The following is a 25241-nucleotide window of genomic DNA, read 5'->3' as shown; positions in this document are numbered from 1 at the left end:
GACGAGGGACAGCTAGCGGCGGGCGGTGGGGCGAGAGGGGCTGGCCTTCGCCGGGGCTGCGGCAGGAGCGCTCGGAGTCGGCGTGCTGAGCGATGCCCGGATAGCGGGCGGGGAGTCGAGGGAGGACCAGGCCGCCGGGTGGTCGTTGAAGGCGGTGCGCGGGTCGATGGACCAGCTCACGATGGGGCCGATGTCCTCGTGCAGGAGGCTGATCACCTCGACGCCCTCCTTGTGCAGGACGTACCCCCACTGCATGTCCTGGTCGTCGGCGGTCTCGTCGGTGACCGACATGCGTACCGGCGGCGAGCCGTCCGGGGTGACCAGGTGGTCGAGGGTTCGGCTGGGCCAGTGCTCGCCGCCGGTCAGCGCGGTCACTAGTGCGGGCGGGGCGTCGTCGAGGAGATCGGTGCCGAGTTCGTCCCAGCCGACGGCGACGTCGTCGATGAGGTGCCGGCACATGGCCTCGATGTCGCGTCCGAACTTGTACTGGTAGGCGGCCAGGAGGAGGGGGAGGTGGTGGCTGGGCACGCCGTCGAGCTGGACGTGGATGCCGGTGTAGCCCGTGCCGACGGTGGGTCGGGCGATGAAGGAGCGAGTGGACAGGGAGCTCTCCGCAGCAAGCAGGGGGCGGGAAATGTTCGGCGGCCATCAGGTGGCGCGCGGGTGCGTCTATACGCGGTCTGACCAGGACGAGACCGGCGGGCCGGAGGCATCGGTGCGGGCACACGTGTAGCCGATCAGCCGGGACGGGGCGGCCTTCGCGGGGACAGCGGCGGCGTCGTTGCACACGAACGTGTACCTGATGGAGGTGCGGGACACGTCGTGGAGCCAGGCCCGGTCCTCCTTGCCCGGGTTGATCTGCAGGCCGGAGTGCGCGACGGCGTCGGTCTGCGTGTGCATGTGGGAGAAGAGAACCAGCGCGCCGCCGTCGGCGGTCTTGAGAGCGTAGGCGTCCGTGTAGCGGTTGGCGGCGCCGGCGAAGACGGTGGTGCCCTGGTCCCCGAAACGGGTGCCGGTCTTGTCGTGGACCTCGATCTGCCGCTTGCTCGCCGTGGTCGGCGTGAAGACCTTCGTCCCGGTGTGCGTGCCGCCGGTGGCGAAATTGTCGAGCACCGCGGCACGCAAAACGCCGACGTCGGCGGCGAGGTGCTTGATGCCGTCGGCGGCGACGGCCGTTGCGTACCCGTCGTGGTCGAGTGCGATGTCCGGCAGTTTCGGGCTGTCGAGGTCGACGACGGAGACCAGCTCCCAGCGCTTGTGCTGGGGTCGTTCCGCGAACACCGCCAGACGCGAGGGGGCCTTTTCCCTGTCGTCCGAGAGCGCGGCGGCGAACCAGCGGTCCTGTCCGGCGGCCAGGCGCGGGATGTACAGCTTGGCGCTGGCGGTGTCGTAGGACCAGGGCTTGTAGGGCGTGCGGTCGGCCGCGGGCAGCCCCTCGGTCTCGGTGTAGTCCGAGACGGACATGGCATACAGCGGGCCGTCCTCGATGGTGTCGAGCAGGGCGCGGTTGCGGTCGGCGTTGGCCTCGTTGTTGATCTGCGAGTAGTGGGTGATGACGGCGCGGGCCTGGGCGGCGCTGAGGGCAGGTGCCGGCTGCGGCGCGCTGCTGGCGCTGGGCGTCTGCTTGGCGACAGCGGTTTCGTCGTCGGCACAGCCGGTGAGGGCCAGGGCGAGGCAGGCGGCGCCGGCGAGCAGCGGCAGGGTGCGGCGGGTGATGCGGATGGAGACTCCAAGGTCTGGGGGCGGGGCGGGTCAGCGCGTACGGCGGATCGGGGACGCGGCCTTCGCTGACGCTGGCGGAAGGGCGGCGCTGGTGGTGGGCGCCGAGTGGCGCAGGTTCACGCCGATGCCCTGGGCGGTGAGTTGCTGGACCACGGCGTGGACGCGAAGGGCGCGACCGGTGTCCCCGTAGGCGGTGGGCAGGAGGAACGCTGCTTGGTGCGGGTGGTACTGGAAGCCGTGGGCGTACAGCGTCATGCGGGCATCGACCGGCACGCTCTCGTACGGCGCGCCGAGGGCGCCGTCGCTGTAGAGGGTCAGCGTGAGGACCTGGTCGACCTGTGGCGGTTGGGGCCGGTGCGGTGGCTGGGGCTGGTGCGCCGCGTTGTTGAGGACGGCCTGCAGGGCTTCTTCGTAGCGGGGCAGCAGCCGCCGGGAGACTCGTGCTGCCGCGCGTGCGGGGTCCTTGGGAACGGCGATGCCGTTGGGTTCCTCAACTCCGGCGAACTGGTGGGGCTTGATGTGCGTGCTGTCGGGTGCGAGCGGGGCGACGACGAACTGGTGCAGATAGCGGGGGCGGTCGGCCACGTACAGCCTCTGGTCGGCCGGCCCGTGGAGCACGGCGTCGTGGGTGAGGACGTACTGGCTGACGACATAGTCGACGTGACCGGTGTCCCAGAGCTGCTCGGTACGGGGGAACTGGTCGGCGTACTGCGCGTGGCACTGGCTGGTCCAGGTGCCGGGCAGGCGCGCGGCAAGGCCGGCGGCGAAGGCGGCCAGGTGGGTGCGGGGTGAGGTCATGTGTTCCGGGAGGGAAGCGATGGTCCGGGTCAGCGCGCGTTCCGCGGCTGCGCCGGCGGGAGCACTCGCGGCAGAAGGGACGGTGCACGGGCCGGGCTGGAGGGCAGTCGCGGTGCCGACGCGAGCGGGGTCAGTGCCCGCATCCTGTCCTCGGCCACGTGCAGGACCTCTCCGAGGCTGCGGATCTCGGCGGCGGCGTCGGCGAGGTCGTACGACAGGTCGAAGCCGTCGTCCTCCTCCGCTTCCTTGGCCTTCCCCCCGGCTGCTTCGAAGAACTCGCCGAGCTGCGCCAGCAGTCCGTCAGTGGGCTCCAGGATCTGGTGCAGCAGGGCAGCGGCATCCGCATGCGACTCGGCTCCATTGAGCCGGTCGGTCAGAGCGCGCAGCGCGTCGCCATAGACGTAGACGGGAGCACGGTCCGGTGTGCCAGGGACGCCCTGGGCCTGGGGCGGGGACGACGACTGGGCTGAGTGCACGTGTGGGCTTTCGCCGGGCAAGACGGGATCCGGCAACAGCCCGAGCTGGGCCAGGCGGTGGTCGATCGCCTCGATCAGGGGCTGGGCGCTGCCGCCGTGGCGGGCTTCGGGCCGCTGCGGAGCACCGGGGTCGTCGGAGGGGGCCGAGTCGTAGAGGACCTCGAACAGCGACGGCTCGTCGGGGTGCTCACGCGTCGCGATCCAGCCCTCGGGGTCTCCGGGCGGGCGCTCGGAGGACGGCTCCTGCGGCGGACTGATGATCAGGTAACTGTCGTCGGGGAGCGAGACGCGCACGATGTAGGCGCTGAGGCCGAACTCGATGTCGCACTGCAGGCCGCGCGCCCGCAGCGGCGTGGTGATGTGCGCGTGGCGACGCCACAGCTCCTGCCACCACGGGGTGTCCACGTTGCGGTGGTCGGGAAGCGGTGCGAGCGACGCAACGCGGCGGGAGTCTGGGGTGCTCGCTTCGTCAGCGGCCACGGTTCCTCCCGCGGGAGGAGGCGGGCGATCGGTGCGGTGGAGGCGTCCGTCCAGCGGGGGCGACGCCCGGCTGCGACTCCTGACTGAAGCCGAGTTCGTACTCGTCGTGGGTGGCGATCAGGTCGTGTTCCATCTGGGCTTCCTGGTCGGCGACCTGTGCCATGAGGTCGTCGACTTCGGATCGGCGTTGTTGGTATTCGGCCCATTCGGTGGCGTTCAGGTGAGGGGGACTTTTCAAGAGGACTCCGTGTGCAGGCGGTGGCGATGCCGTGTCGATCAACAGGGGTGGTCCCTCGGGATCGCGTTTGCGAGAAGCGGCGGGACTGGAATCGCCGAAAGGGAGCTATCGACGGGGTGCGGAGCCGGGGGACGGAGGAGCGGGCGGGACACCTGCGCTGGCCCCAGCCTGGCCGCCGGTCGGTGTCGCGGGGGTGGGAGCCGGGTCGTAGGCGGCGCGCAGCCGGCTCAGGCCGGCCTCGTCAGCGAGGGCCAGGACCGACAGCGCCCGGCTGGCCGCCGTCATCAGCAGGTTTGAGGGAGATCCCTTGGCCGCACCGCGGTTCTCCCGCCGCCACCGGGCGGCGGCGACGAGGTAGTCGCTCACGGCACGCAGTGCAGGTTCGGCGGCGTCCAGGACGTGGTCGGTGACTGCTTCGATCTCCGCCGGAGTCTGAGCCGCGGCGAGGGCGTCCAGGTAGGGGGTGAGATCAGGTGCGGGCCAGGGCTGGTCCGGCAGCGGATGCGCGTCGAGGAAGGGCTGCGCGTCACGTCGCGCCCACCGCTTCAGGTCGCCGCGGGTGGCGAGGTTGTACCGGGCGGCATGGATCTGGTCGGCGTCGCGGCCGACGTTGTCGTACAGGTCGAAGTCCGGGTCACGCGGGGAGATACGAAAGTCCTTCGATGGGGTGTTGTCAGGATTCGTGAACTTGACGCATTTTCAATGCATTCGAGCGTCGGTGTCGAAGAGCGCCAGCTCGTGGGGATGCAGCAGGTGCTGGACGATGAAGGATCTGCCAGCGACTTTCCACAGACCACGGCCCCGGTTGAGGTGCGCGATTGCGTCCATTTCCACAGAGGTCAGGCCCAGCAGGGCGGCGGCGGCGTGGAGCTGGTCGGTCTCCTGGCGGTAGATGATCCGGGTGCTGCAGTCGGCGAGGAGGCCCTCGGCCAGGGCGCGGCCTTGTGATCCGGCGTCGCCGGCGGTGAGCAGGTCGGACAGCCGGTGGATCACCATGAGGTTGGCGATGCCAAGGCCACGGGAGAGCTTCCACTGGGCCTGCATCCGCTGCAGCAACCCCACGTGCCGCATCAGGCGCCACGCCTCGTCGTACACGATCCAGCGCCTGCCGCCGTTCGGATCGGAGAGGGCGGACTCCATCCAGGCACTTGCGCAGGTCATGGCCAGGACGAGGGCGGCGTCGTCGCCGGATCCGCCGAGCCGAGAGAGGTCGATGGTGAGCATCGGCGCGTGCGGGTCGAAGGCGACGGTGGAGGGGGCGTCGAACATGCCGGCCAGGTCACCGTAGACGAGGCGGCGCATCGCGTGGGCCAGGTCGCGTGCGGCGTCGCCGAGCTGGCCGGACATCATGCCAGCCGCTTCGTCGAGCGCACTGGAGTTGTTGAGGGTGGCAGCGACGTCGCCGAGGAGCGGGGTGCGGCCGGTGCCGGCGGCGCGGGTGACCACGGCGTCGAGGGCGACATCGAGGGCGGTGTGCTCCATGGGCATGAGGTCCCGGCCCAGGACGGTCCGGGCGAGGGAGCCGAGCAGGAGCAGGCGCCGTTTGCGGATCTCGCCGACCCAGTCGGCCTCCGTCACGCTCTGCGGGCGGGGGGCCGCATCCAGAGGGTTCAGCCGTCCGGGCAGTCCGGGGCCGAGCGCGACGGACCGGCCGCCGAGCGCGTTCGCCACCGGCGTCCACTCGCCTTTCGGGTCGCACGGGACGTAGACGCGGTAGCCGAAGGCCACCGAGCGCAGCGCGAAGGACTTGGCGAGCGCGCTCTTGCCCTGGCCGATCACTCCGGCGAGCAGGAGGTTGGGGTTAGTGAATCCCTCGACCTTGCCGTACAGCGCGAACGGGTCGAAGACGAACGACGCTTCCGCGTGGACGTCGCGGCCGATGTAGATCCCCTCGGCGCCGAGCCCACCTTCGGCGAGGAAGGGGTAGGCGCCGGCGGCCACGGCGGTGGTCATGCGGTGGGCGGGCAGCTTCAGCCGGTTGTTGCGCGCGGAGGCGGGCCCGGGCCGTCCGCTCGGGGGGTAGAGCGGAGCGGGCATCTCGTGCTCGGCTGGTGTGTTCTCGGCCTGGTGGGCGGTGGCTTCGGCGCGGGCCTTGGCGGTGGCTTCGGCGAGCTTGCGGCGGGCTGCCTTACGGCTGGCCCGGTCGGTGCCGTGGGGGGTGAAAAGCGGGCTGGCGGAGGCGCGGCGGGCGCGGCGAGCGGGCCGGTGGCTCATCGGAGGCCCTCGATTCTGCGGGTGGTGCTCATCGCACGCAGGCCGTGGTGTGCGGGCGGAGGTCGGTGGGGGTGGTCTTACGCCGGATGCTGTGCCCGGTGGCGAGGTGGCGTTGGCAGATGGTCAGCACGGGCGGCCCTTCGGGCAGCCTTTCCGGATGGCACGCGCTCGTCTCGGTATCTGCTTGCGCTGTGTTGCCGGGCAGCAGGTGGAAGGCGGAGTGGAGCTCGGTAGTGGCCTGCCACAGGCGGGTGTGCGCGGTGGCGAGGTGGCGGCCTGCTGCAGGATGCGGGGGCCCTGCTGCCTCGGCCAACTGGTCGATGAACCGGTGTAGTTCGGTGAGGTGGGCGTGCAGGGTGTCGAGGTGCCCGCGATCCGGGGGCGCGGCACGGTTGAGGGCACGAGCGTGGTGGCGGACGCCTGCGGTGGCGGCCCGAAGGTAGGGGTGCGCGTCGGGCGCGCTGGGACGGGGAGGGATCAATGGGAGGTCCTTGCCGCCAGAGAGGCGGGAGCGGGGTGTGGGGGCGAACTGGCAGCTACAGGGTGGTGCGGGCCAAGGGGAGTGCGGCAACGGCGAACGCGTCGGGCTGCTGGTAGTTCAGCCGTCGCAGGTCGACGCCCGAGGTGACGGCGTGGGTCTCGATCTGGGCGCAGGCGGCGTCCAGGAGGGCGTCGGTCTCGGCGGTGACGGTGACGAGGCCGGTCAGGGCGACGTCCGCGTGTCCGGCGATGAGCTGGCGTTCGCGGGTTTTGACGTCGGCGTACTCGACGGAGTCCTCTTCGGAATCGACCTGTCCGCGGCGGGCGCGCTCGTTGGCGTCGGCGATGATCGCGGCCTTCTTGCGCTGGACGTCCCGCAGTGCGGACTCGAGCCCCTGCGGTACGTAGATGAGGGAGAGGCTGCGTCGCACGCCGGCCGTGAACATGAGGCCGTGCATGAAACCGGCGTTCGTCTCGGTGCGGGGCCAGTTCTCCACCCAATACGTGGCGTGCCGTGCGCTGTCGGTGGCGAGGCGGTCGTACTCCTCGACCTGGACGACGGGACCTGCGGCTGCGGGATCGGCCTCGGCGCGGCCGGTGTCGGACCACTGCTGGAGTGCGGCGAGGGCCCCCGGGTCGTAGGCGGTGCGGATGACGGCTGCGATCTCCCGCGCGGTCAGCCACCCGGTGACCATCAGTCCGGCGTTGCGGGCCGCCTGGGCGATGGAGGCGGTGGTCTGCTCCATGACGGTGAACGCCCCGGGCAGCCCGCCGCCGGCCTGCGAGATCAGCCGCCGGGCGGCTTTGAGGTCGAGGGAGATGGCGAGGTAGGTCTCGTGGGGTGCGGCGGCGGGGCCGGCCGAGGCGACCAGTTCGGAGTAGATCTGGCCGGCGACCGGTGTCTGGGGCTGACCGTTCTGGGCCCAGTGGCGGGTGAGGGTGTCGCCGCTGTCGGGAACGGTGCGTTCCAGCACCTGCACGGTGGCGATGTGCCCGGTGCGGGCGATGCCCGCGAGCGCGCGTCCCCAGCTGCCCACGTTGTGGTTCTGGGTGGCGGGGTCGAGGAGGGCGAAGGCGCGGCTGCTGACCCGGGCGATGGCGGTCAGGGTCTGCCGGTGCGGGTCGTGCACGGCCGCGGCGCCGTTGGCGGAGTCGCCGGGGGTGACCACCTTGAGGGAGGCGGCCGTGCCGGGCAGGTGAAGGATGCCGTCCTGCCGGGGCCGGGTGACGGGCCGGGCGAGCCAGAGCGTCTGGCCGGTGCGTCGGCGCTGTGCGTAGCGGGCGACGACCGGCGCCCAGTCGATCAGGGAGCGTCCGTGCCGTCGGATCACCACGAGCGCACCGGATGCCGCCCACAGCGGGGTCAGGGCGACGGCGCCGACCAGCCCGGTGGAGACCACCGTCATCAGTAGCAGCGCCAGCGTGCAGGAAACAAGGACGAGTTGGGGCAGGGAGAGGCCGAGGAGGATGCCGCGGCGGGACCGGTGAGGAAACTTCACTGTGACCGGGGCGACGGAGAGATCAGTCAAGGGGCGGGTCCTGAAAGGCGCGGGTGGAACCCGGGGGCGGGAGGTGCAGTCCACGTCCCGCCCCGGTAGACGGACAGGGGATCACAGGCCGGTCGCAGGCGGCGGCGGTGAGGCCGTCCCGCCGGGCGTGGCGTTCTGTGCCCCAGGGGACGGTGGTGCGCCTTGCGGCGGCGGGGTCGTGGTCGGCGGCACTGACTGCCAGCCGCCTTGCTGGCCGGACGCGGCGCTCGCGCCGGATCCGCCCGGCCCCGGGCTGCCGCCCACCTGGCCGCTGGTGTCTTCGGAGACGCTCGTCGGCGCGGGCTGGACGGCCTTCTCCAGGCCGGACTTCATGGCACCGCCACCGGGCGAGCCGCCCGTTCCGCCACCCTGCGAAGCGTCCTTGCTGCCGCCGCTGTCGCCGGTCGGGTTGGCGGCGATGTCGCCGGGGAATCCGCCTCCGCCTACGGCGTCGGGGCCTTGCGCGGCGGCGACACCCGCTCCGGCTGCTGCGCCGCCGGTCCCGGCGGTGGCTGCTGCTGCCGCGGTTTTGCGGGCGGCGTTCTCGGCGTGGGCCTTGGCGATCTGCGCTCCGGCTCCGCCGGCTCGGTGGATGGACTCGCCGTCGGTGCCGTCGGCCGCCCAGTGCACGAACTTGAAGACGGCATAGGGGCACAGCAGGACCAGGATCATGATCACGATGCCGGACATGACGTCGGCGAGGGCGGCGATGCCGTCGGTGGCGTCGGTCTTGCCCATGGCGGCGATGCCGAGCACGAAGATCACAGTCATCAGCAGCTTGCTGACGACCAGGGTGGCGGTGGCTTCGATCCAGCCCTTGCGCCAGCGGCGTGCGACTTCCCAGCCGCCACCGGCGGACGCGAAGACGGCCAGGGTGACCATGACGAGGATGCCGACCTTGCGGACCATCATCACGCACCAGTAGAGGAAGGCTCCGATGGCGGCGCCGAGACCGACGACGACCGGGACGAGCCAGCCGAGTCCGGCCAGGGATCCGATCTGGCTGACCTTCACGATGCGGCGCACGGCCGACTCGATGCTCAGGTGCGCGGTCTTGAACAGGCCGTCGCTGACGGCGTCGACGACTTCGACGGCGACCGTGGTCAGGGCGATGGCGCAGAACGCGAACAGGACCCCTGACATGGTGCCGGTGAACGCCTGGGTGAGGGCTTGTCCGTCGCGTCTGACGGCGGCCCGGACGAGCTGCGCGAAGAAGGTGGCGACCAGCAGGACCAGGCCCAGCGGCAGCAGCATCTCGTAGTTGTCGCGGAACCATCCGGCGTTCAGGTCGACCCTCGTGGTGGTGTTGACCGCCTTGGCGGCCAAGTCGGCCGCTGCCGCAGCCAGCTCACCTGCGGACTTCGCCATCCAGTCACCGATGGCCTTGCCAGGGTCCGAGGCGAAATCGACCGCGTCGCCGACGGCACAGAGCTTGTCCGCCAGGGGGTAATCACAGAAACCCACGGGGAATTACTCCTCCTTGTCTCGTGTCAGGCGCGGGTCACTGCGTGACGCTCGGAGCGATGGCGGCCAGGGCACAGTCGTGGCCGGGGCGGCACTGCACGGCGAGGGTCACGGCGCGGTCCTCGGCTCCGCCGCCGCCCTTCTTCCAGGCGATCTGCTGCTTGCCGTTGACGGTGACGACGTAGATGTACGCCTCGGTGATCGCCGAGGGGTCCTCGGCGAGGGCCTGCTTGAACGCGCCCGGGTAGTGGCCTTCGGTGACGCGGGCGGTGGCGTGCTGGTCCTGGTCGGCCATCCGCGACCACAGCAACGGATCAGGGACCTGGCCGGACACGGACGCCCAGTCGGCGTAGGTGGGCTCCTTGGTCATCCACTCGCGCATGCCGGCGAGCTGCTGGTCGCGGCTGGTGTCGCGGGTGTCGTAGGACCACAGCATCTGGGCTGCTGCCTTGGCGTACGCGACCGGCTCGGAGATCTGCGGAGGCTTGGGCACGGACCCGGAGCCGGCCTCGGGTTTCGGGGCGGGGGCCTCGGAGGAGGACGGGCTGTGCGTCGTGGCCGGCCCGGTAGCGGTCGGATCCCGGTGGGCGTTGCCGCTGCCGGACAGCCAGGCGACGGCTGCGGCGACGGTGAGCAGGACGGTGACGACCAGAGCGACGATGGCGATGCGCCGGTGGGCCGACCAGCCGACGCCGTAAGAGGACAGCGAGAGGGTGGGGAATCGGTTCCGCATCAGTGGACCTGCGAGCCGAGGGTGGAGAAGAACGCGACGATTCCGTTCGCGGCGCCGAGGCCGAGGGCGGCGCCGGCGGCGACGACGGCGCCCTTCTTGCCGTTGGCCTCGGCCTGGTGGCCGCCGGTGTGGTGGCCCCAGGCCCACACGCCGAGCGAGACGGCGAGGGCGCCGACGACGGCGATGATCCCGAACATGTTGATCGAGTTGACGACGTTCTTCAGCACGCTCAGGCCGGGCAGGCCGCCGCCCTGGGGCGAGATCCCTGGGTCGTAGGCGAGCTGGATGACGCGGTCTGCGAGAGGGAGGGACATAGGTGTGGCGGGGCTCCTTGCATACGCGGGCCAGACGAGGGGCCAGCGAGAAGAGGGGAAGCAGAGGGGGTGGGGAGATGCGCTCGGGGCGCGGGAGATCGCCGCGGCGGCGGCCCGCCCGGGCGGTGCCCTGGCGCGGTGGCGTCAGATGACGCGGCGGGCGGCGAGAATCGTCCAGTCCTTGATCGGGGTGATCCGGACCGGCTTTGATGTGCGCGGTGCCTCGATCACGAGGCCCTCGCCGATGTACATGCCGACATGCTCAGGCCGGGCGGCGGTGCCGCGGCTGAAGATGAGGTCACCGGGCTTGAGCTGGGCGGGCGAGACCGCCTTGCCCTCGTTGACCTGCGTGTACGTGGTGCGGGAGAGCGTGACGCCGGCGTGCGCGTACGCCTGCTGCATCAGCGAGCTGCAGTCGCAGCGGCCCATCGGGTCCGGGCCGTGGGCGTTGGTGCAGGATCCGCCCCACTGGTAGAGGGTGCCGAGCTGGTGCATCGCCCACTCGATGGCCTTGCGCGCCTTCGGGTGGGCGTCCTTGGGGATCTTGTATCCCTTCGGGACGCTGCCCTCGGGGATCGGGCCGAAGCCGGAGCCGTCCTGGCCCGGAGCACACCCGGTGGTGCCAGCTCCCGGCTCCTTGCCTGGGTTCGGATCCTTGGCGTCCTTGTCGTTTCCGGCGCCGGGGAACGTCTTGGCGATGGCTTCCTGCAGCGCGGTGGCCAGGTGCTCCCACTGCGCGTAGGCGTCCGGCAGGCCGGACTGCTGGACGGCTTGGGCGGCCTGGGTGACGGTCATCTGCTGCCAGCCGTGCACCTTGAGCAGGTGCTTGTAGAACTGCTCGCTCGCGTACGTCGGGTCACGGATCTGCTCGGCGGTGCCCCAGCCCTGGGAGGGACGCTGCTGGAACAACCCAAGGCTGTCCCTGTCGCCGTAGTTGAGGTTGCGCAGCCGCGACTCCTGCATCGCCGTGGCGAGCGCGATGACCTGGCCCTTCTTGGGGACGTCGAGGCTGATACCGGTGGCCACGATCGTCTGGGCATTGGGAACCTGCTCGGCGGGCAGGCCCAGGCCCTCGACGTGGACGTTCTTGCCGGACGCCCCGTCGAGGATCTCGGTGACCTGCTCGGCGACCTTGCTGGTGTCGATGTCGTTCAGGCAGATGAGGGAGCTGCTGCTGCTTTGAACGGCGTCGGCGGAGGACGCCATCATCATGCCGGTGCCGGCGAGCAGGAGCGGGGAGAGGAAGACGACGCCGATGCCGGCGGCGAGCGCCTTCAACCGGAGCGGACCGCTCGCGGGTCAGCGAGGTCGGGCAGGGGTGGGTAGCGAGACGTCATGAGCGTGTCCTTCGGGGGTGCGGTGTCCGGCGTGCCGCGTGCGCGAGGCGGGGTGGAAGGGCGCGGCGGCCGGGTGGGCGATCAAGGCGGACCGACGCGGGGCGAGTTGCCGCTCGCTCCAGCTGGCCGGGCCGTGAGCTAGGTGTGCCGGGGCAAGGGGGTACCTCCGTGAGGTGTGGCGGGGGAGTAGCCAGCGGCGGTGTGCGCCGGGCGGTTCAAAAACAGTAGATGCGGATTGGCGGTTGACCAAAAAGCTGGCGCGAGGTGCCGGAATCCGGCACCCCCGCACGGCACTTCTTGGTCGTCGGCGGATTCACCTCTACAGTTTTTGGACTCCCCCTCGCCTCCTCGGTCTGCGGCCCTGGGCTTCTGCACGCCCACTTCCGGCCCGCGAGGACTCCTGTGCGAGGCGGCTAGTTCCCCCCGTGAATCCGCACCCGAATAGGGGCCCCTCTTTGCCTTTTTCCCTTCACCAGGGCGACGCCCTGGCCGTTCTCTCCGGCCTTCCGGACGGCTGCGTCGACTCCGTCATCACCGACCCGCCGTACAACAGCGGTGGCCGGACCGCGAAGGAGCGCACCACCCGCTCCGCGAAGCAGAAATACACCTCCGCCGATGCCAAGAACGACCTCGCCGACTTCACCGGCGAGAACATGGACCAGAGGTCCTACGCGTTCTGGCTCACGCAGATCATGACCGAAGCGCACCGTCTGACGAAGACCGGCGGGACCGCGCTGCTGTTCACCGACTGGCGTCAGCTCCCGACGACGACGGACGCGATCCAGGCCGCCGGGTGGCTGTGGCGCGGCGTGCTTGCCTGGCACAAGCCGCAGGCCAGGCCGCAGAAGGGCCGCTTCACCCAGAACTGCGAGTTCATCGTCTGGGCGTCGAAGGGGGCGATCGACGGCTCCCGGAACCCGGTCTATCTGCCCGGCATGTACTCGGCGTCGCAGCCCTCGGGCGCGCAGCGCCGGCACATCACGCAGAAGCCGGTCGAGGTGATGCGCGAGCTGGTCAAGATCAGCCCCGAGGGCGGCACGGTCCTCGACTTCTGCGCCGGCTCCGGCTCCACGGGCGTGGCCGCTCTGCTGGAAGGCCGGGACTTCATCGGCGTGGAGAAGACCGAGCACTACGCGTCGATCGCGGCCGACCGGCTCACCGAGACGATCCGCGAAGCCCTTACGCAGGACGACGTGGACCTTACCGGCTGAGCCCCGTCCTTGCCTGCTGCCAAGGCGACCGGCTCCCCAAGCGTAGCCGTCGGCGAAATACCGCCGCAGTGGCCGTGCAACTCGCCGGATGGGCCGCGCGCAGACGCTTCCGTCCTTTTCTCATCCCGTGTCTCGTAGGAGGCCGAGCTTATCAATGCCCGAATCAACAAAGTCGCCTGACGATGGCGAGTTGGAGCCGGTTCGTATTCCGGATCGACAGCTGGAGGGAATCGAGGCGAGCGTGCGGCGGCTCATGGAGCAGTCGGCGCAACAGGCTCAGCAGCTCGACCACCTCGCGTCCGCCCCGCCGCCCAGCGGATCACCGTTCGCGGCCTTCGGCATGCCCGGACTCGGTGGGCCGCCTCCCGCCGCTCCACCGGAGCCCCGCCCGATCCTGGAACTCGACGGAGAAGAACGCGAGGACGAACTCGACGCCCTGTCCGACTGGGTGGATGACTTCTTCCTCCCGGTGTACGGGGCGGAGGTCACCACCGTGGCTCCCTGGTGCCTGCAGTGGCAGGAGCACGACGACGTGGTGGCCTGGCTCCACGCCCTGTGGCTCGCCTACCAGCAGCACAAGGATCCCGAAGCCGGGCTGTCCGGTCTGTTCGTGTGGCACCGGGACTTCCTCACCCACGCCGTCGCGGCGATCCGCGCGCCGGGTGGGCCGCTGTCGGCCTGCATGACCTCGCCCGACCGGCCCGCGCACCGCCTTCTGCCCGGCCCGCCGCCGTCCGTGCGCATGGAGACGGCGAACACGACACAAGCCGCCGAACCGGACGAGCCGACGTCATGACCGCGGGAGCGGGACAGCCCGCCTTCGCACTGAGCTTCGACCCCCGCGCGCTGACCGATCTCCTCCAGGCCCCCAGCGACATACGCGACCTCACCCTCGCCTACCTGCAGGAAGTCGTGAACGCGCAGCGCTTCGGCCTGCGTCTCGACGGTGACCTGGAGGGATTCAGGAAGCTGTTCGTGGACTCGCGCAAGGACTGGCGTGTCGTCTACGGCGTCCGCCCGGCGCCCGCGGAGTCCGCGCATCCCAAGGAGATCCACGTCGTCGCCATCCGGCCGCGAGCAGGCAACGACGTCTACGACGAGGTCGGCCGCCGCCTGGGGATGACCCGCCGGCCGCTGAGCGCCCGCATCCACGCGGCACGCTCGCGTTCCCCGCAGCTGACCACCGGCACTCCCGTGCCCCGGCCCGGTCCGCCGCCCACCGCACTGCCGGGGCTGCCCCGTCCCGCCCCCAACCCCGCGCACCATCACACCCGCTGAACGCACAGAGGTCCGCCTATGCACCCTCCACCGGCGCCAGCACCCACCCGGCGTGCGGTCTCCCCGCTCGACCACCGCCTCCAAGCCGTCACCGGGCACGACATCGACACCCTGTGGGCCTACCGCGACCGCGGCATCCTCGACGAGCAGCACGCCCACCTGGTCGACCGGCACCGTGAACTGGCCAAGGCCCAGACCAGCGTCACCTTCTACCTCCGGCTCCTCAACCGCCTGTCCAGCGGCGAGTTCGACGTCGACAGCGCCCTGTTCACGCGCATCGACCGCACCGTGGACCAGCTGGAAGAAGCCACCGCCGCGCGGGACGCCGCGGCTAGGAAGGTGCTCGCCGCCCTGGAGCCCATCGAAGCAGCAGCGGCGGCTTGCGCGCCCGACGCCCGGCAGCTCTCGACGGATGACCAGGCGGCGCTGCTCGCCATCGCCGGCGGCGCCAAGCTCTACGAACACCTGCTGACCGGCCGGATGTCCGTCACAGCCGCCTCCGGTACCCGCATCCCCCACGCCAAGCTGCAGCAGTTGGAAGACGCCGGCCTGGTCGTCCGGGACACCGGCCACCCCTTGCACGCCGGCCAGCCGGTCGCGCTCACCGACGCCGGACGGGCCGCGCTGTTCGCCGCCCGCCGGGCCCCCACGGTGCAGGCGCCGAAGGTCCCGGCTCGCCCCGGCGCATCGCGGCCCACCCCGGCGCAGCGGCGCTGACTTCACCGAAAGGCTCTTGTTGTCTCCCACCGACCCGGCGCCAGACCGGAAGTCCATCCCCCAAGTCGACTTCGATCTGGACGACCTCGACGCCGACGAGGAGAAATACCTCGACTTCTACCGCAAGGTCGCCGTCCACGAGGACATGCTCGTTCCCCTCGCCGAACACCACGACGGCCCGCACAGCTACTACGTCCTGTTCGACCGCACCGCCACCTGGGGACACCCCGGCATGCCGCAGGTGCTCGCCGTGCATCTGCAACGCGATCAGGAGAAGCGGACGTTCAGCTTCGAGCATGCCCCTCTGCCGCTGCCCGCGATGGCGCAGTCCTGGCTCATCCACCGTGGCTGTCCGCCCGATGCCATCGCCCTCGCCCCGCTGGGCCCGCCGCCGGCGGACGAGGCCACGCGAGCCCTGGAACGACGCCTCGCCGGCGACGGCGACCACTACGCGACGGGCTACTCCTACACCAGCGACGACCCGGAAGACATGGTCATCGTCGTGGCCCTGCGCGCCCTGGACGAGCGAGCCCCCTCACCGTTCCGCGTCGTGGTCGAAGAGGTCGACACCGAGACGTGGACGCACACCCTGCGCGAGGGCGGCTTCGACACGCTCGGCGAGGCACTGCAGTGGTGCGACGACCGCCTCACCGGCCAGGCCGGCCCTCTCCCGCCGGTCCGCCCGGCAGCCGCCGCCAACCGCCCGGCCGGCTTGCCGAAGGCCCCTGCGCCGCGCCCGCCCGGCCGCTCACGCTGAGCGTCAAAGCCGACCAGGGCGGCGCAACATAGCCGACGATCGCCGGTTAGCCAAACCGGCGAATCTCCGGACTCTTATACAGCCGCCGGGACAACCCCGCGGCACTTTCCCCGCAATCCCTATGCCTTCACGGAGGTTTCTTCCGCATGCGCTCCACCCGAATTGCCATATCCGCAGCCATGCTCGGCGCACTCGCTCTGCCGCTGCTGTCCGCCACCACCGCCAGCGCGACCCCCGCGAGCAGCTGCTCGTCCCAGCCGCCGCTGCCGTACGAGGTGCACACCGCGGCCGTGACCATCCGGTCCAAGGCCACCACGCATTCCACCGCGCTCGGCGTGCTCTACAAGAGCCACCGCTTCAGCGTGCACAAGAAGAGCGGCAACTGGCTCTACATCACGGACAAGACGACCGGCGTCAACGGCTGGGTTTCCGGCACGTACGTCTACCGCGACGTCCGGATGTGCCTGGACTGACAGGCCCAAGCAGGTGCCCGTAAGCGGCTGAGCCACCGGGTACGGCAGTCCCCCATTCCCCAGGGATCGGCCTTTTGAGAACAGGAGATTTCCCTTTGCCCGATGGCATATCCGATGAGTCTGAGGATGTCGTGGGCGTGCTCACCGAACGGATCGAAGCGCGTTTCGGCATGGGCATGGATCAGTTGAAGTCCGCGGTCGCCGCCGCGCCGACCGCGAATCCCGAGGCCACCGACGTCGTCAAGTGGCACGGCCTTCTCGTCGAGGCCCAGTCCGTGCTGGACCGTGCGGAGGACGATCTTGTTGCTGCGCTGCAGACCCAGCCCAGCGAGGTCGACGATCCGACGATGGGCCTCGCCCACCGGGTGAACGCGGCCGTCACCGCCCGCGACGGCCGGGCCATGGTCGTGCGGTGGCTCCTCGACCCGGACGCTCCGGGGAAGAAGGACCTTGCCGCCCAGCGCCTCGCCCGCCTCCGGCCCCGCACCGGCCCGGCGGTGCAGACCAGCGCTCCGCACCGTCCCGCCGGTACATCCGCACCGGCGTCGGCGTGGCGGTCGACGAGGGCCGCCCGATGAGCCGGGACAAGGCCAGCACCATGGACGACGACCTGCAGAAGGTCTTCGGCAACCCGGTACCCGAGCTGTACGAGGCGGCTGCCGGCCAGGATGCTTCCCCCGCGCTCGCACGTGCCCTGGAGCTGCGTTCATTCCTGGCGCTCACCGAGGAGCAGGTCGCCCGCGTCCGCGACCGGGTCCACGCCGACATGGACCCGGACCGCGACATGGGCGAACTGTCGACGGACAAGCTCCGCTTCGACGCGCAGTGGCTGGAAGCAGCCCTGGAGGCCCGCGACGGCTACCGCGCCGCCCTCGGCGAACTGCTGCGCACCATGCCCCCGCCTGCCCAGCAGGAACGTCCCGTCCGCACGGCACAGCTCAGGGCCATCGCGACCCTGCCCCCGTCTGCCGCCCCGGCACCCCAGCGTGCCGGGGCGGCCCGGGCCCGCCGACCGTGAAAGCCCACGCTTGCCCCACCTCACGTCCACCGACATAGCCGGACGGATCGAGGACCTGTACGGCGCGCCGCTCGCCGACCTCGAAGCCCACGCCCAGGACCAGCCGCCCGGCATGCTCTCCGCCCTGCTCGGCATGCACGAGGGCCTCGCCCTCGCCGAGCGCAGCATCGACGTCCACCGCGACCACCTCGCCCGGCTCCTCCACCCCGAGCGGCAGATCGGCCCGCACGAGGTCTCCCACCTCCTCGACGGTGCACGCCGGCTAGCCGAAGCCGTCGCCGTCCGCGACGTCCATGCCAAGTCGGCCGCCGCCGTTCTGCAAAGCCTGGCCCGCGTCCCAGCCCCCACGCATGCCCCGCCGGCTTGCTCGCCGCCCGTTCCGGCTCCACCTGTTGCGGCGCCGAGCCCGGCGCACAGCCGCTGACCCCAGGCGATCCCTCTCTTTCCTTCACCCAGGAGCTCCTCCCTTGGCCATCACCGCTCTGCCCCCTGACACCGACGCCGACATCGCCCGGGTCACCGAGGCCCTTGCCATGATCACCCCGCGCTGGAACGTGAGGATCCTCCTGGCCCTCTCCGGCCCGCCGCTGCGCTACAGCGAGCTGGCGGCCAAGGTGTCCTGGCTGCAGAACGGCCAGCTCCACCCCAAACTCAAGTCGCTGTGCGATGCCGGACTCGTCGAACGCACCGAACACACCGCACGGCACGTGACCTACCGCCACACCGAACGCGGTGCGGCCCTGCTGCAGGTCCTGCCGGTGATCGTCACCTGGGCCGAGGAACACCTGGAGAAGGCGGACCGCCCGCTGCCCGCGATCGAGCAGATCGAGGACAGCCTGACCCTGCTCACCCGGCGCCACGCCGCCGCCATCCTGTGGGTGCTCAAGTCCCGGCAGGAGGTCAGCGGCCGGGCGCTGGCCCGGATCGTGATGCCCAGCAGCGATTGGACCAACATCTACCCGCCGCTGCGGCAGCTCGTCGCCGACGGCCTGGTCGACACCGAGGGCATCGGCCAGCCCTACCGGCTGTCCGCAGCCGGCGATGGCCTTGGCCCCGTGCTCGGAGCCCTGTCCGCCTGGTCCGCCGGGCAGCCCCTCGACCAGGCGTCCCACCATCCGGTCTGGGGACACCCGCAGGCGACGCCCGCGCCGAGGCCGTGGCTCAGCAGCCAGCCACGGCCGGCCCCCGCGGCGCTCCCACCCGTTCGCACGACCGGATCCTCTCCGGCGTGGCACCACCGCGATCTCTTCTCGCACGCCACGACCGCCCGCCCGAAGGCAGCCATCCCGGCGGGAGGCCCGCGCCGATGAGCACCCCCTTCACCCCTGCCGAAGTACGCCACGCCGTCGAACTTCTCGCCTCGCGCTCCTTGATCCGCCTGGTCACCGAGATCGACGACAACGGCGCCATACCGCCGCGACGGCTGGCCGGCACCCTGCCCGACCTCTCCACACACCAACTGCGAAGCGCCTCCGACACGGCCCGCACCCACGGTCTCATCCGGGTCGCGTCCGGCGCCGGTCTGGAACTCACCGACAGTGGAACGGAGTTGGCCGACCTGTACGACGCGATGGCGCGCTGGGCCCGACGTCACGCCGTCCCGGCCCCCGTCTGCGAGTTCAGCCGCCGTATCCGGCACGTCCTCGACCTGTTGGCGCCCTCGCTCACCACCGAGCACGGCGATGGCCTCGCACCGCTGTCCGCCGTGACCGGCGCCGGGGCGGCGGGCCTTGCCCGTCCCCGCACGCTGCTGATCCAGTGGCTGGCCGCTAACCCCCAGGTGGCCAGGGCGTTCGAGCCTGAGCCGGTCGCGTGAGCGCAGCGGTTACACCCCGGCACGCACGCCACACCGCCGGGCTGCTGCGCGGCATCTACCTGCCGCGCACGGCGGACGCGTTGGCGTTCGCCATGTCCACCTACGGCATCCCGCTGCTGGTCCTGGCCACCACGCGCTCCGCCGCGCTCACGGGAGCGGCGTTCGCGTTGGAGTGGATCCCGAGGCTGGCGGCGTTCGGGTGGGCCGGATCGATCGTCGACCGGCGCGGGGCGTCCGTCGTCTTCCACCTCGCCTCCCTGGGACGTGCGATGGCTCTCGCCGCCGGCGCGGTCCTGCTCCACCTTCACCCGTCCGGCACGGTGGCGAGCGTGACCGTGATGGTGCTCGCGGCGGTCACGGGCGTGCTCACCGAGTTCAGTTACATCGCGGCCGAGACCGCGGGCGCCGCCGCCGGCCGCCGAGCGGGAACGCGGGCCCATCGCGTTCAGGCCGTCCTGCTCGGCATCGACCAGATTGCGACCCTGGCCGGGCCGGCGCTCGCCGCAGTGCTCCTGCTCGCCGGGCCGCCGCCGATGCTCGCGGTGATCACCGTGTTGTCGCTTCTCGCCGCGCTGCTCGCCCTGCGCACACCCCCCTCGCCCGTCGCCCCGGCCCGCACGCCGAAGCGGCAGGCCAGCGCCGGGCTGCTCACCGGGTGGCGCACCATCCGATCGCTGCCCGCGCTCGGCTGGCTCGTGACCGGGCTGACCCTGTCCAACCTCGCCACAGGGCTCCTCCAGGCGGCCGGTCCCGTGATCGTCGTCAAGCACTTCGGGCAGTCCACCACCGACGTCGGCCTGGTCTGGTCCGCCGCTGCCGCAGCGACGCTCCTCAGCGTCACCCTCTGCCGGGTTGCGATCGACCGCCTGGGCCTGTGGCCGGTGGGCGCCGCCTGCGCGGCCCTTGCCTCGCTCGCCACCCTCGCCGCCGCCCAAGCCCCCGACTACCTCTCCTACCTTGTCCTGGTCGCGGTCCTCATGGCGGCCGAGGGCGGCATGACGGTGGTGCTGCGCACGCTGCGCTCCCTGCTGATCCCACCGGAGAAGTTCGGCAGCACCCTGTCGGCGACCATCCTCATCCTCCTGCTGCCCTACCCCGTTGCTGGCGTACTGACCGCGCTCACGCCGCCCGACGCACTGGGCCACGTCATCACCGCTTGCGCCGTCCTGCAGGGCCTCGGACTGGCCCTCGCCTTCACGCGCCTGCGCACCGACCCAGCCCTGCGCACCTGACCCTGCACTTTTCCCCAGCCTGTGGAGAACCCCATGCCCACCGCCGTCTCCAGGATGAACCGTGCGAGCGGTCGCACCATCACCGAGCGGTTCCACGCCTTCGACACGCAGAACCCGCACGTCTACCGCGCCCTGGAACGCATGGCCGCCCGCCGCCTGGCCGCAGGCGCCACACGCGTCGGCGTGAAGGACCTCTTCGAAGACCTGCGCCGCCAACTCCCGTACGGAGTCGCCGGGCTGAACAACAACTTCACCGCCCTCTACGCCCGGCGGCTGATCGCCGCGCACCCGAACTGGACCAGCGCGTTCGAGCTGCGCCGCCGCCGGGCCGACTGACAGCTCCCCGTCCGTTTCCTCCCCTCTGAGCACCCGGCCCTGCACCGACTACGCCGCTCAGCCCCGCCTGTCCCGCTCGCGCTGGAGCAGGCGGGGCAGGCGCAGCGTTCCTCGGCCGCCGAGGTCCGCCGTCCACACATCCACGCCCCCTCCGAGGAGCCCTTTCTTGTTCGACCGCCCTGTCGTCCTGGTCGTCGCCGCATCCGACATGGAGGCCGAGGCGTACCGCGGGTACTGCCTTCAGTCCGTGGCCGCCGCCTACGACATCGTCCTGATCACCGGCGAAGAGCCCTCCTGGGAGACGCCGTACCTGCGGGACTGCGTGGTCGTGCCCGACCCGACCGACCAGGCGGCGCTGTCCGCCGCCGGCCGGGCCCTGGCCGACCGCTACGACCTGGCAGGCGTGTTCACTTGGACCGAGTGGTACCTCGTCCCGGTCGCCCGCCTCGCGCGCCAGCTCGGCCTGCCCACCACCGTCCCGGAGGCTATGCAGGCATGCCGTAACAAGGCCACCTCCCGTGCATTGTTCGCCCGGCACGGGGTTCCGTCGGCTGCCTCGGTGAGCGTGCGCACGCCTGCCGAGGCCGAGGCAGCGGCCGAGCGGATCGGCTACCCGGTCGTGCTGAAGCCCGCCGCGCACGCGGCCAGCATCGGGGTGATCCGCGCCGACACCCCCGAACAGCTCACCGCCGCCTTCGCGTTCGCCGACCAGGCGGCCGGGCTGGGGCTCGAGTCCACCAGCGTGCTGGTGGAGGAATATCTCGACGGGCCCGAGGTGTCGGCCGAGTGTGTCACCTACGGCGGTGAGACCACCGTGGTGGCCGTCACCCGCAAGACGGTCAGCGCCCCGCCGTATTTCGAGGAACTGGCCCACTCCGTCGACGCCGCCGACCCGCTGCTCGACCTGGTCGCCCCGGCGGCACGCGCCGCGATCCACGCCCTGGGGATCACCGACGGCGTCTCCCATGTCGAGATGCGGCTGGTCGACGGCAGGCCGCGGCTGGTCGAGGTCAACGGCCGGATCGCCGGCGACATGATCGGCCACCTCGTCCAGCTCGCCACCGGCATCGACCTACCGCGCGCCGCCGCCGACATCGCCTGCGGCCGTGCCCCCGACCTCACCCCGACCCGGTCCTCGGCCGCCGCGATCCAGCTGCTCTACCCCGACACCTCCGGCACCCTGCTCCGCCTCGGATTCGACGGCGTCAGCCCGCGCTGGCTGGAACGCGTGCACTTCCAGCACCAGGTCGGCGACCAGCTGCTCCTCCCGGCCGACGGCGGCAACATGTTCACCGCCCGTATCGGCTACCTGATCACCACCGCGCCCACCGCGGACCTCGCCCAGGACCGCGCCCAGCAGGCTGTGCGCCATCTGCAGGTCGACGTGGCGCCCCGCACAACCGACGAGCCTGTTCCAGGTGGCCGCCCTGCATGAGCCGCACCGACGCTTCCGTTCGCCGCAGCCGTGTCCTGCTGACCGGCTACTTCTTCGGCCTGGGCGTGGTGATGGCGGTCTGGGGCGCCCGGATGCCTGCCGTCCAGCACGCCGCCCACCTCACCACCGCCGGCCTGTCGCTCGTCCTGCTCGCCGCCGCTGTCGGTATGGTCGCCGGACTGCAGGCTGGCGGCCGACTCGCCCGGCCCGACCGACTCCCCCTGCTCCTGATCGGCGGAGCCGTAGCACTAGCAGCAGCCCTCGCTCTGCTGGGGCAGTGCCGGACGCTGGCCTCACTACTCGCGGCGGCCCTCGCCTTCGGCGCCGCGCACGGTGTCCTCGACGTCGCCGCCAACACCGCGGCGGTTCGCTGCCAGAACGCCGCTGACCGGCCGGTCATGTCCTCCCTGCACGCCGCGTACTCCATCGGCGCGCTGGGCGGTGCCGCCCTGGCCGCCGCCACGGCGCGCACAGCCCACAGCGCCTTGTTCCTGGCCACCGCCCTCGCGCTGACCGCGACCGTGCTCGTGGCCGGGCCGCGCACCCTCGCGCTGAGCGGCGCCGACCAGTCCGAGCCCCCCGAGCCCCAGGGGCCCGGCCAGGGCCGGGCGGGCAGTGTGTGGCTGTTGGGGGCGCTGGCGGCTGCGAGCCTGCTGGGGGAGGGGGCGGCAGCCGACTGGGCCGCAGTGCACCTGCACACGCTGCACGCCACAACCGCCTTCAGCGCGACAGCGTTTGCCCTCTACAGCACGGGCATGGCGATCGGCCGGCTCACCGGCGACCGGCTCACCGCCGCCATCGGCGCCCCTGCCTTGGTCCGCACCGGCGCGGCGCTCGCCGCCGTCGGACTGGCCACCGGCGTCCTTGTCGACAGCGTGCCTGCGGCGCTGGCTGGCTGGGCGGTCTTCGGACTCGGCCTGTCCGGCACCGTCCCCTCCCTGATCACCGCCGCCGGCAGACACGGCCCTAGAGCCGTCGCCACGGTCTCCGTCACCGGCTACCTCGGCCTCCTCGCCGGCCCCGCCGTCATCGGCGCCCTCGCCAGCGCCACCACCCTGTCCACGGCCCTGCTGCTGCCCTCCCTCCTCGCAGCCGCTCTCGCCGCCCTCACCCGCCGAGCCCTGGAGAACACCGCCCCTTGACCCGCCCTACCGGCCCCGACGCCGTCATCCTCGACTACAACGGCGTCATCGGCCTGCAGCCCACCCGCGCCCAGTGGCTACGGCTGGCCCGTATCGCTTCGTGGCCTGAAGATGATCTCGCAGCGTTCCAGCGTGCCTTTTGGAACGCCCGCGACCTCTATGACGCCGGCCAACTCAGCGACCTGGCGTACTGGGCCCGCGTCCTCGGCGCCCACCCCGGCCCCCGCCTGCTGCGCGAACTCCTGGCCGCAGACACCGACATGTGGACCGCGACCGACGCTGGCGTCGTGTCCGTCCTGCGCCGCGCCCATGCCACCGGAGTGCCGATGGTGCTGTTGTCCAATGCACCCTCCCACCTCAGTACGGTGCTCGACACCCACGACTGGCGCCGCATGATGGCCCAGGCGCTCTACTCGGCCCGCCTGCAGCTGTGCAAGCCCGCCCCAGCCATTTACCAGCAGGCGCTGCAGGCCACCGCGATCCGTGATCCACGACGCGTGCTGTTCGTGGACGACCGCCTCGACAACTGCCGGGCCGCCGCCCGCTTGGGCCTGCGCACGCTGCACTACACCGGCTCCACCGACGGCCTCCGAACAGCTTTGTTGCCCGCTGACTGACTCATCCGCCCGCGCCGCCACTCAGGAACCCGTGTCCCTTCACGACGACCTTCACGCCCTAGACGGAGACGTCTTCATTTCTCCGCGCCACCTCGCCTCCACGACCGGCACCGGCGACCCAGCCCTCACCCCGCTCCTCGACCTCGGCTGGGACCTCCAGCACGACGACCTCGGCAACGTGTACGTGAACGCCCCCGACCGCCGCGGGCGCCTGGGCTACCTGCCCGAAGGCGAGGACGACGGACTCTGGCGCATCAACGCCTACAAGGACCAATTCGGACCGCCGACATGGGGCGTCTGTTTCAACGACCGCGTCCCCACCGAGTTCGTCCAAGCGTTCACCACCGCCCTCGCCACCGCATACGAACAGGGGCCGGACGCCTACCTCGCCCGGCCGGTCTCGGGAACCGATGAGCACGATCCCTTCCTCGCCGTCGTGCCTCTCCTACAGCAGGGATGGGAGATCGACCGTCCCCGCTGGGGCGTCTTCGCCGTCCAGGCCCCGGACGGCCTCGCCGGTCTGGAGTTCACCACCGGGGACCTCGATCCGGAAGCCGAGCTGACCACCCGTGACGCCCGCTGGCAGCTGTGGGCGGGCAAGTCCATCGACCGGCCCGTCTGGTACGCGACGGGCAGCACCGACACCCCCGTCGCCCTGCTCACCGCAGTCACCCGATGCGTCGCCGATCCGACCCCGCTGCCCCGGTGGCGTCAGGACACCCTCAGCTACATCGAGGGCATGGCCCAGCTCCACCCCGTCATCCCGCCGCAGCCGCAGGCCCCAACCCCGCTTGACGTGCAGCGGGCTGCCGCATCCCGCCGTCCGGCCGCGCTCCCTGCGGCCAGCGTCCCGCGCTGGAGCACCACCAGCCGGCAGGCCCTGCCCGGCCCGCGCCGATAGTGCCGGCCCATCCCCGACCGGAGATCCCTCTTGTCCCTGCAGGCCGCCGAGTTCTTCGCCGAGCTGTGCCTCCCCTTCCACGACCACGCCGTCGTGGGCGCCACCTACTTCGCCGCCCCGGTCTCGGGCGCACCGCTGCGGCTGCGGATCGAGTTCACCGCCACCATCCACGCGGACACCTATGGCGGTCTGCGGGTGGCGGTCATCCACCCGGACCGCGGTGAAATCGACGCGGTCGCCCTCAGCTTCCTCGATCACGGCACCTTCCACCGCCGCGACGAAGCCAACAACACCCGGCCGAACACCAAGCAGTACGGCACGTTCAGCACCTACCACCACCTCGGCCGACCACCGTGGGAGGGAGCCGTCACCACGGGGCTGCGCGACGCCATCGAGCAGTACACCGCCGTCTGGTTCCCCGGCGCCTGGGCCGCGTCCACGCCCAGCCGCGCGGCGAGCCGTTCCGCGCACCGGGCGCCCGCCCCGCCGGCCACCCGCAGCCAAGCCCGCACCCGCTGAGTCC

At 71.5% G+C, this 25241-nt stretch carries 31 protein-coding genes; 18 read left to right on the top strand and 13 right to left on the bottom strand.

Annotated features, from left to right (window positions below):
• Positions 1–12 precede the first annotated feature (12 nt).
• From IEZ19_RS06850 to IEZ19_RS06790, 13 genes are all read right to left on the bottom strand, one after another.
• The gene (locus IEZ19_RS06850; protein ID WP_189310089.1) at positions 13–528 is read right to left on the bottom strand and encodes a hypothetical protein; all 516 of its coding nucleotides are present in this window, start codon (positions 526–528) and stop codon (positions 13–15) included.
• 141 nt (positions 529–669) lie between these two features.
• Positions 670–1668: a DUF8094 domain-containing protein gene (locus tag IEZ19_RS06845; protein WP_506004996.1), complete on the bottom strand. Its 999-nt coding sequence runs from the start codon at positions 1666–1668 to the stop codon at positions 670–672.
• An 84-nt stretch (positions 1669–1752) separates the two neighbouring features.
• The gene (locus tag IEZ19_RS06840; RefSeq protein WP_189310087.1) at positions 1753–2520 is read right to left on the bottom strand and encodes a hypothetical protein; all 768 of its coding nucleotides are present in this window, start codon (positions 2518–2520) and stop codon (positions 1753–1755) included.
• Positions 2521–2549: 29 nt separating this feature from the next.
• On the bottom strand, positions 2550–3476 hold the full coding sequence (locus IEZ19_RS06835) for a hypothetical protein (RefSeq protein WP_189310086.1): 927 nt from the start codon (positions 3474–3476) through the stop codon (positions 2550–2552).
• Entirely contained in the window at positions 3466–3714 is a 249-nt protein-coding gene (locus IEZ19_RS06830) for a hypothetical protein (protein ID WP_189310336.1), read from the bottom strand. The genes IEZ19_RS06835 and IEZ19_RS06830 overlap by 11 nt, the downstream gene beginning before the upstream one ends.
• Positions 3715–3819: 105 nt before the next feature.
• Positions 3820–4080, bottom strand: coding sequence for a hypothetical protein (locus IEZ19_RS06825; protein WP_189310085.1), 261 nt, complete (start codon positions 4078–4080; stop codon positions 3820–3822).
• Between the two features lie 333 nt (positions 4081–4413).
• Positions 4414–5928, bottom strand: a complete 1515-nt coding sequence (locus IEZ19_RS06820; protein WP_189310084.1) for a putative type IV secretion/conjugal transfer ATPase — start codon at positions 5926–5928, stop codon at positions 4414–4416.
• A gap of 28 nt (positions 5929–5956) precedes the next feature.
• The gene (locus IEZ19_RS06815) at positions 5957–6409 is read right to left on the bottom strand and encodes a DUF6238 family protein (protein ID WP_373296925.1); all 453 of its coding nucleotides are present in this window, start codon (positions 6407–6409) and stop codon (positions 5957–5959) included.
• A 55-nt stretch (positions 6410–6464) separates the two neighbouring features.
• On the bottom strand, positions 6465–7937 hold the full coding sequence (locus IEZ19_RS06810; RefSeq protein WP_189310083.1) for an SCO6880 family protein: 1473 nt from the start codon (positions 7935–7937) through the stop codon (positions 6465–6467).
• A gap of 81 nt (positions 7938–8018) precedes the next feature.
• Complete coding sequence (locus IEZ19_RS06805; protein WP_189310082.1) at positions 8019–9401, bottom strand: SCO6881 family protein; 1383 nt, start codon at positions 9399–9401, stop codon at positions 8019–8021.
• Positions 9402–9438: 37 nt separating this feature from the next.
• Positions 9439–10134, bottom strand: coding sequence for a hypothetical protein (locus IEZ19_RS06800; RefSeq protein ID WP_189310081.1), 696 nt, complete (start codon positions 10132–10134; stop codon positions 9439–9441).
• On the bottom strand, positions 10134–10448 hold the full coding sequence (locus IEZ19_RS06795) for a DUF6112 family protein (RefSeq protein WP_176119243.1): 315 nt from the start codon (positions 10446–10448) through the stop codon (positions 10134–10136). The genes IEZ19_RS06800 and IEZ19_RS06795 overlap by 1 nt, the downstream gene beginning before the upstream one ends.
• A 144-nt stretch (positions 10449–10592) precedes the next feature.
• The gene (locus IEZ19_RS06790; RefSeq protein WP_189310080.1) at positions 10593–11726 is read right to left on the bottom strand and encodes a C40 family peptidase; all 1134 of its coding nucleotides are present in this window, start codon (positions 11724–11726) and stop codon (positions 10593–10595) included.
• Positions 11727–12240: 514 nt separating this feature from the next.
• Here IEZ19_RS06790 and IEZ19_RS06785 point away from each other — a divergent pair.
• From IEZ19_RS06785 to IEZ19_RS06700, 18 genes are all read left to right on the top strand, one after another.
• Positions 12241–12996, top strand: coding sequence for a DNA-methyltransferase (locus IEZ19_RS06785; protein WP_189310079.1), 756 nt, complete (start codon positions 12241–12243; stop codon positions 12994–12996).
• Between the two features lie 253 nt (positions 12997–13249).
• On the top strand, positions 13250–13792 hold the full coding sequence (locus IEZ19_RS06780) for a DUF4913 domain-containing protein (protein WP_189310321.1): 543 nt from the start codon (positions 13250–13252) through the stop codon (positions 13790–13792).
• Positions 13789–14274, top strand: a complete 486-nt coding sequence (locus tag IEZ19_RS06775; RefSeq protein ID WP_189310078.1) for a hypothetical protein — start codon at positions 13789–13791, stop codon at positions 14272–14274. The genes IEZ19_RS06780 and IEZ19_RS06775 overlap by 4 nt, the downstream gene beginning before the upstream one ends.
• A gap of 18 nt (positions 14275–14292) precedes the next feature.
• Positions 14293–14991, top strand: coding sequence for a hypothetical protein (locus IEZ19_RS06770; RefSeq protein WP_189310077.1), 699 nt, complete (start codon positions 14293–14295; stop codon positions 14989–14991).
• Positions 14992–15007: 16 nt separating this feature from the next.
• Positions 15008–15748, top strand: coding sequence for a hypothetical protein (locus IEZ19_RS06765; protein ID WP_189310076.1), 741 nt, complete (start codon positions 15008–15010; stop codon positions 15746–15748).
• A 146-nt stretch (positions 15749–15894) separates the two neighbouring features.
• Positions 15895–16221: an SH3 domain-containing protein gene (locus tag IEZ19_RS06760; RefSeq protein ID WP_373296924.1), complete on the top strand. Its 327-nt coding sequence runs from the start codon at positions 15895–15897 to the stop codon at positions 16219–16221.
• A 95-nt stretch (positions 16222–16316) separates the two neighbouring features.
• Positions 16317–16799 carry a hypothetical protein gene (locus IEZ19_RS06755; RefSeq protein ID WP_189310075.1) on the top strand — a complete coding sequence of 161 codons (483 nt, stop codon included), beginning with the start codon at positions 16317–16319 and terminating at the stop codon, positions 16797–16799.
• Positions 16796–17239, top strand: a complete 444-nt coding sequence (locus tag IEZ19_RS06750) for a hypothetical protein (protein WP_189310074.1) — start codon at positions 16796–16798, stop codon at positions 17237–17239. The genes IEZ19_RS06755 and IEZ19_RS06750 overlap by 4 nt, the downstream gene beginning before the upstream one ends.
• Positions 17240–17249: 10 nt before the next feature.
• Positions 17250–17663, top strand: coding sequence for a hypothetical protein (locus IEZ19_RS06745; protein ID WP_189310073.1), 414 nt, complete (start codon positions 17250–17252; stop codon positions 17661–17663).
• Positions 17664–17706: 43 nt separating this feature from the next.
• On the top strand, positions 17707–18549 hold the full coding sequence (locus IEZ19_RS06740; protein WP_189310072.1) for a winged helix-turn-helix transcriptional regulator: 843 nt from the start codon (positions 17707–17709) through the stop codon (positions 18547–18549).
• Entirely contained in the window at positions 18546–19055 is a 510-nt protein-coding gene (locus tag IEZ19_RS06735) for a regulator (RefSeq protein WP_189310071.1), read from the top strand. Before IEZ19_RS06740 ends, IEZ19_RS06735 begins: the two co-directional genes overlap by 4 nt.
• Complete coding sequence (locus IEZ19_RS06730; RefSeq protein WP_189310070.1) at positions 19052–20287, top strand: MFS transporter; 1236 nt, start codon at positions 19052–19054, stop codon at positions 20285–20287. The genes IEZ19_RS06735 and IEZ19_RS06730 overlap by 4 nt, the downstream gene beginning before the upstream one ends.
• 33 nt (positions 20288–20320) lie before the next feature.
• Positions 20321–20623 carry a hypothetical protein gene (locus tag IEZ19_RS06725; RefSeq protein WP_189310069.1) on the top strand — a complete coding sequence of 101 codons (303 nt, stop codon included), beginning with the start codon at positions 20321–20323 and terminating at the stop codon, positions 20621–20623.
• A 208-nt stretch (positions 20624–20831) separates the two neighbouring features.
• On the top strand, positions 20832–22058 hold the full coding sequence (locus tag IEZ19_RS06720; protein ID WP_189310319.1) for an ATP-grasp domain-containing protein: 1227 nt from the start codon (positions 20832–20834) through the stop codon (positions 22056–22058).
• Entirely contained in the window at positions 22055–23200 is a 1146-nt protein-coding gene (locus IEZ19_RS06715; RefSeq protein ID WP_189310068.1) for an MFS transporter, read from the top strand. The genes IEZ19_RS06720 and IEZ19_RS06715 overlap by 4 nt, the downstream gene beginning before the upstream one ends.
• Positions 23197–23817 (top strand): HAD-IA family hydrolase, encoded by a 621-nt coding sequence (locus IEZ19_RS06710; protein WP_189310067.1) that lies wholly within the window; start codon positions 23197–23199, stop codon positions 23815–23817. Before IEZ19_RS06715 ends, IEZ19_RS06710 begins: the two co-directional genes overlap by 4 nt.
• 31 nt (positions 23818–23848) lie before the next feature.
• The gene (locus IEZ19_RS06705; protein ID WP_189310066.1) at positions 23849–24718 is read left to right on the top strand and encodes an SPDY domain-containing protein; all 870 of its coding nucleotides are present in this window, start codon (positions 23849–23851) and stop codon (positions 24716–24718) included.
• Positions 24719–24748: 30 nt separating this feature from the next.
• On the top strand, positions 24749–25237 hold the full coding sequence (locus IEZ19_RS06700; protein WP_189310065.1) for a hypothetical protein: 489 nt from the start codon (positions 24749–24751) through the stop codon (positions 25235–25237).
• Positions 25238–25241 lie beyond the last annotated feature (4 nt).

Source organism: Streptomyces brasiliensis, from assembly GCF_014647875.1.
GTDB classification, from domain to species: Bacteria; Actinomycetota; Actinomycetes; order Streptomycetales; family Streptomycetaceae; genus Streptomyces; species Streptomyces brasiliensis.
The sequence above is the reverse complement of the archived record's forward strand: the minus strand, read 5'-3'. Positions and strand labels throughout refer to the sequence as shown.

What these genes read in the sequence shown, in the direction of transcription:
- IEZ19_RS06840 (WP_189310087.1), bottom strand. Translation starts at nt 2,520, where the DNA reads ATGACCTCACCCCGCACCCACCTGGCCGCCTTCGCCGCCGGCCTTGCC.
- IEZ19_RS06820 (WP_189310084.1), bottom strand. Translation starts at nt 5,928, where the DNA reads ATGAGCCACCGGCCCGCTCGCCGCGCCCGCCGCGCCTCCGCCAGCCCG.
- IEZ19_RS06800 (WP_189310081.1), bottom strand. Translation starts at nt 10,134, where the DNA reads ATGCGGAACCGATTCCCCACCCTCTCGCTGTCCTCTTACGGCGTCGGC.
- IEZ19_RS06795 (WP_176119243.1), bottom strand. Translation starts at nt 10,448, where the DNA reads ATGTCCCTCCCTCTCGCAGACCGCGTCATCCAGCTCGCCTACGACCCA.
- IEZ19_RS06780 (WP_189310321.1), top strand. Translation starts at nt 13,250, where the DNA reads ATGGAGCAGTCGGCGCAACAGGCTCAGCAGCTCGACCACCTCGCGTCC.
- IEZ19_RS06775 (WP_189310078.1), top strand. Translation starts at nt 13,789, where the DNA reads ATGACCGCGGGAGCGGGACAGCCCGCCTTCGCACTGAGCTTCGACCCC.
- IEZ19_RS06770 (WP_189310077.1), top strand. Translation starts at nt 14,293, where the DNA reads ATGCACCCTCCACCGGCGCCAGCACCCACCCGGCGTGCGGTCTCCCCG.
- IEZ19_RS06760 (WP_373296924.1), top strand. Translation starts at nt 15,895, where the DNA reads ATGCGCTCCACCCGAATTGCCATATCCGCAGCCATGCTCGGCGCACTC.
- IEZ19_RS06750 (WP_189310074.1), top strand. Translation starts at nt 16,796, where the DNA reads ATGAGCCGGGACAAGGCCAGCACCATGGACGACGACCTGCAGAAGGTC.
- IEZ19_RS06735 (WP_189310071.1), top strand. Translation starts at nt 18,546, where the DNA reads ATGAGCACCCCCTTCACCCCTGCCGAAGTACGCCACGCCGTCGAACTT.
- IEZ19_RS06725 (WP_189310069.1), top strand. Translation starts at nt 20,321, where the DNA reads ATGCCCACCGCCGTCTCCAGGATGAACCGTGCGAGCGGTCGCACCATC.
- IEZ19_RS06720 (WP_189310319.1), top strand. Translation starts at nt 20,832, where the DNA reads ATGGAGGCCGAGGCGTACCGCGGGTACTGCCTTCAGTCCGTGGCCGCC.
- IEZ19_RS06715 (WP_189310068.1), top strand. Translation starts at nt 22,055, where the DNA reads ATGAGCCGCACCGACGCTTCCGTTCGCCGCAGCCGTGTCCTGCTGACC.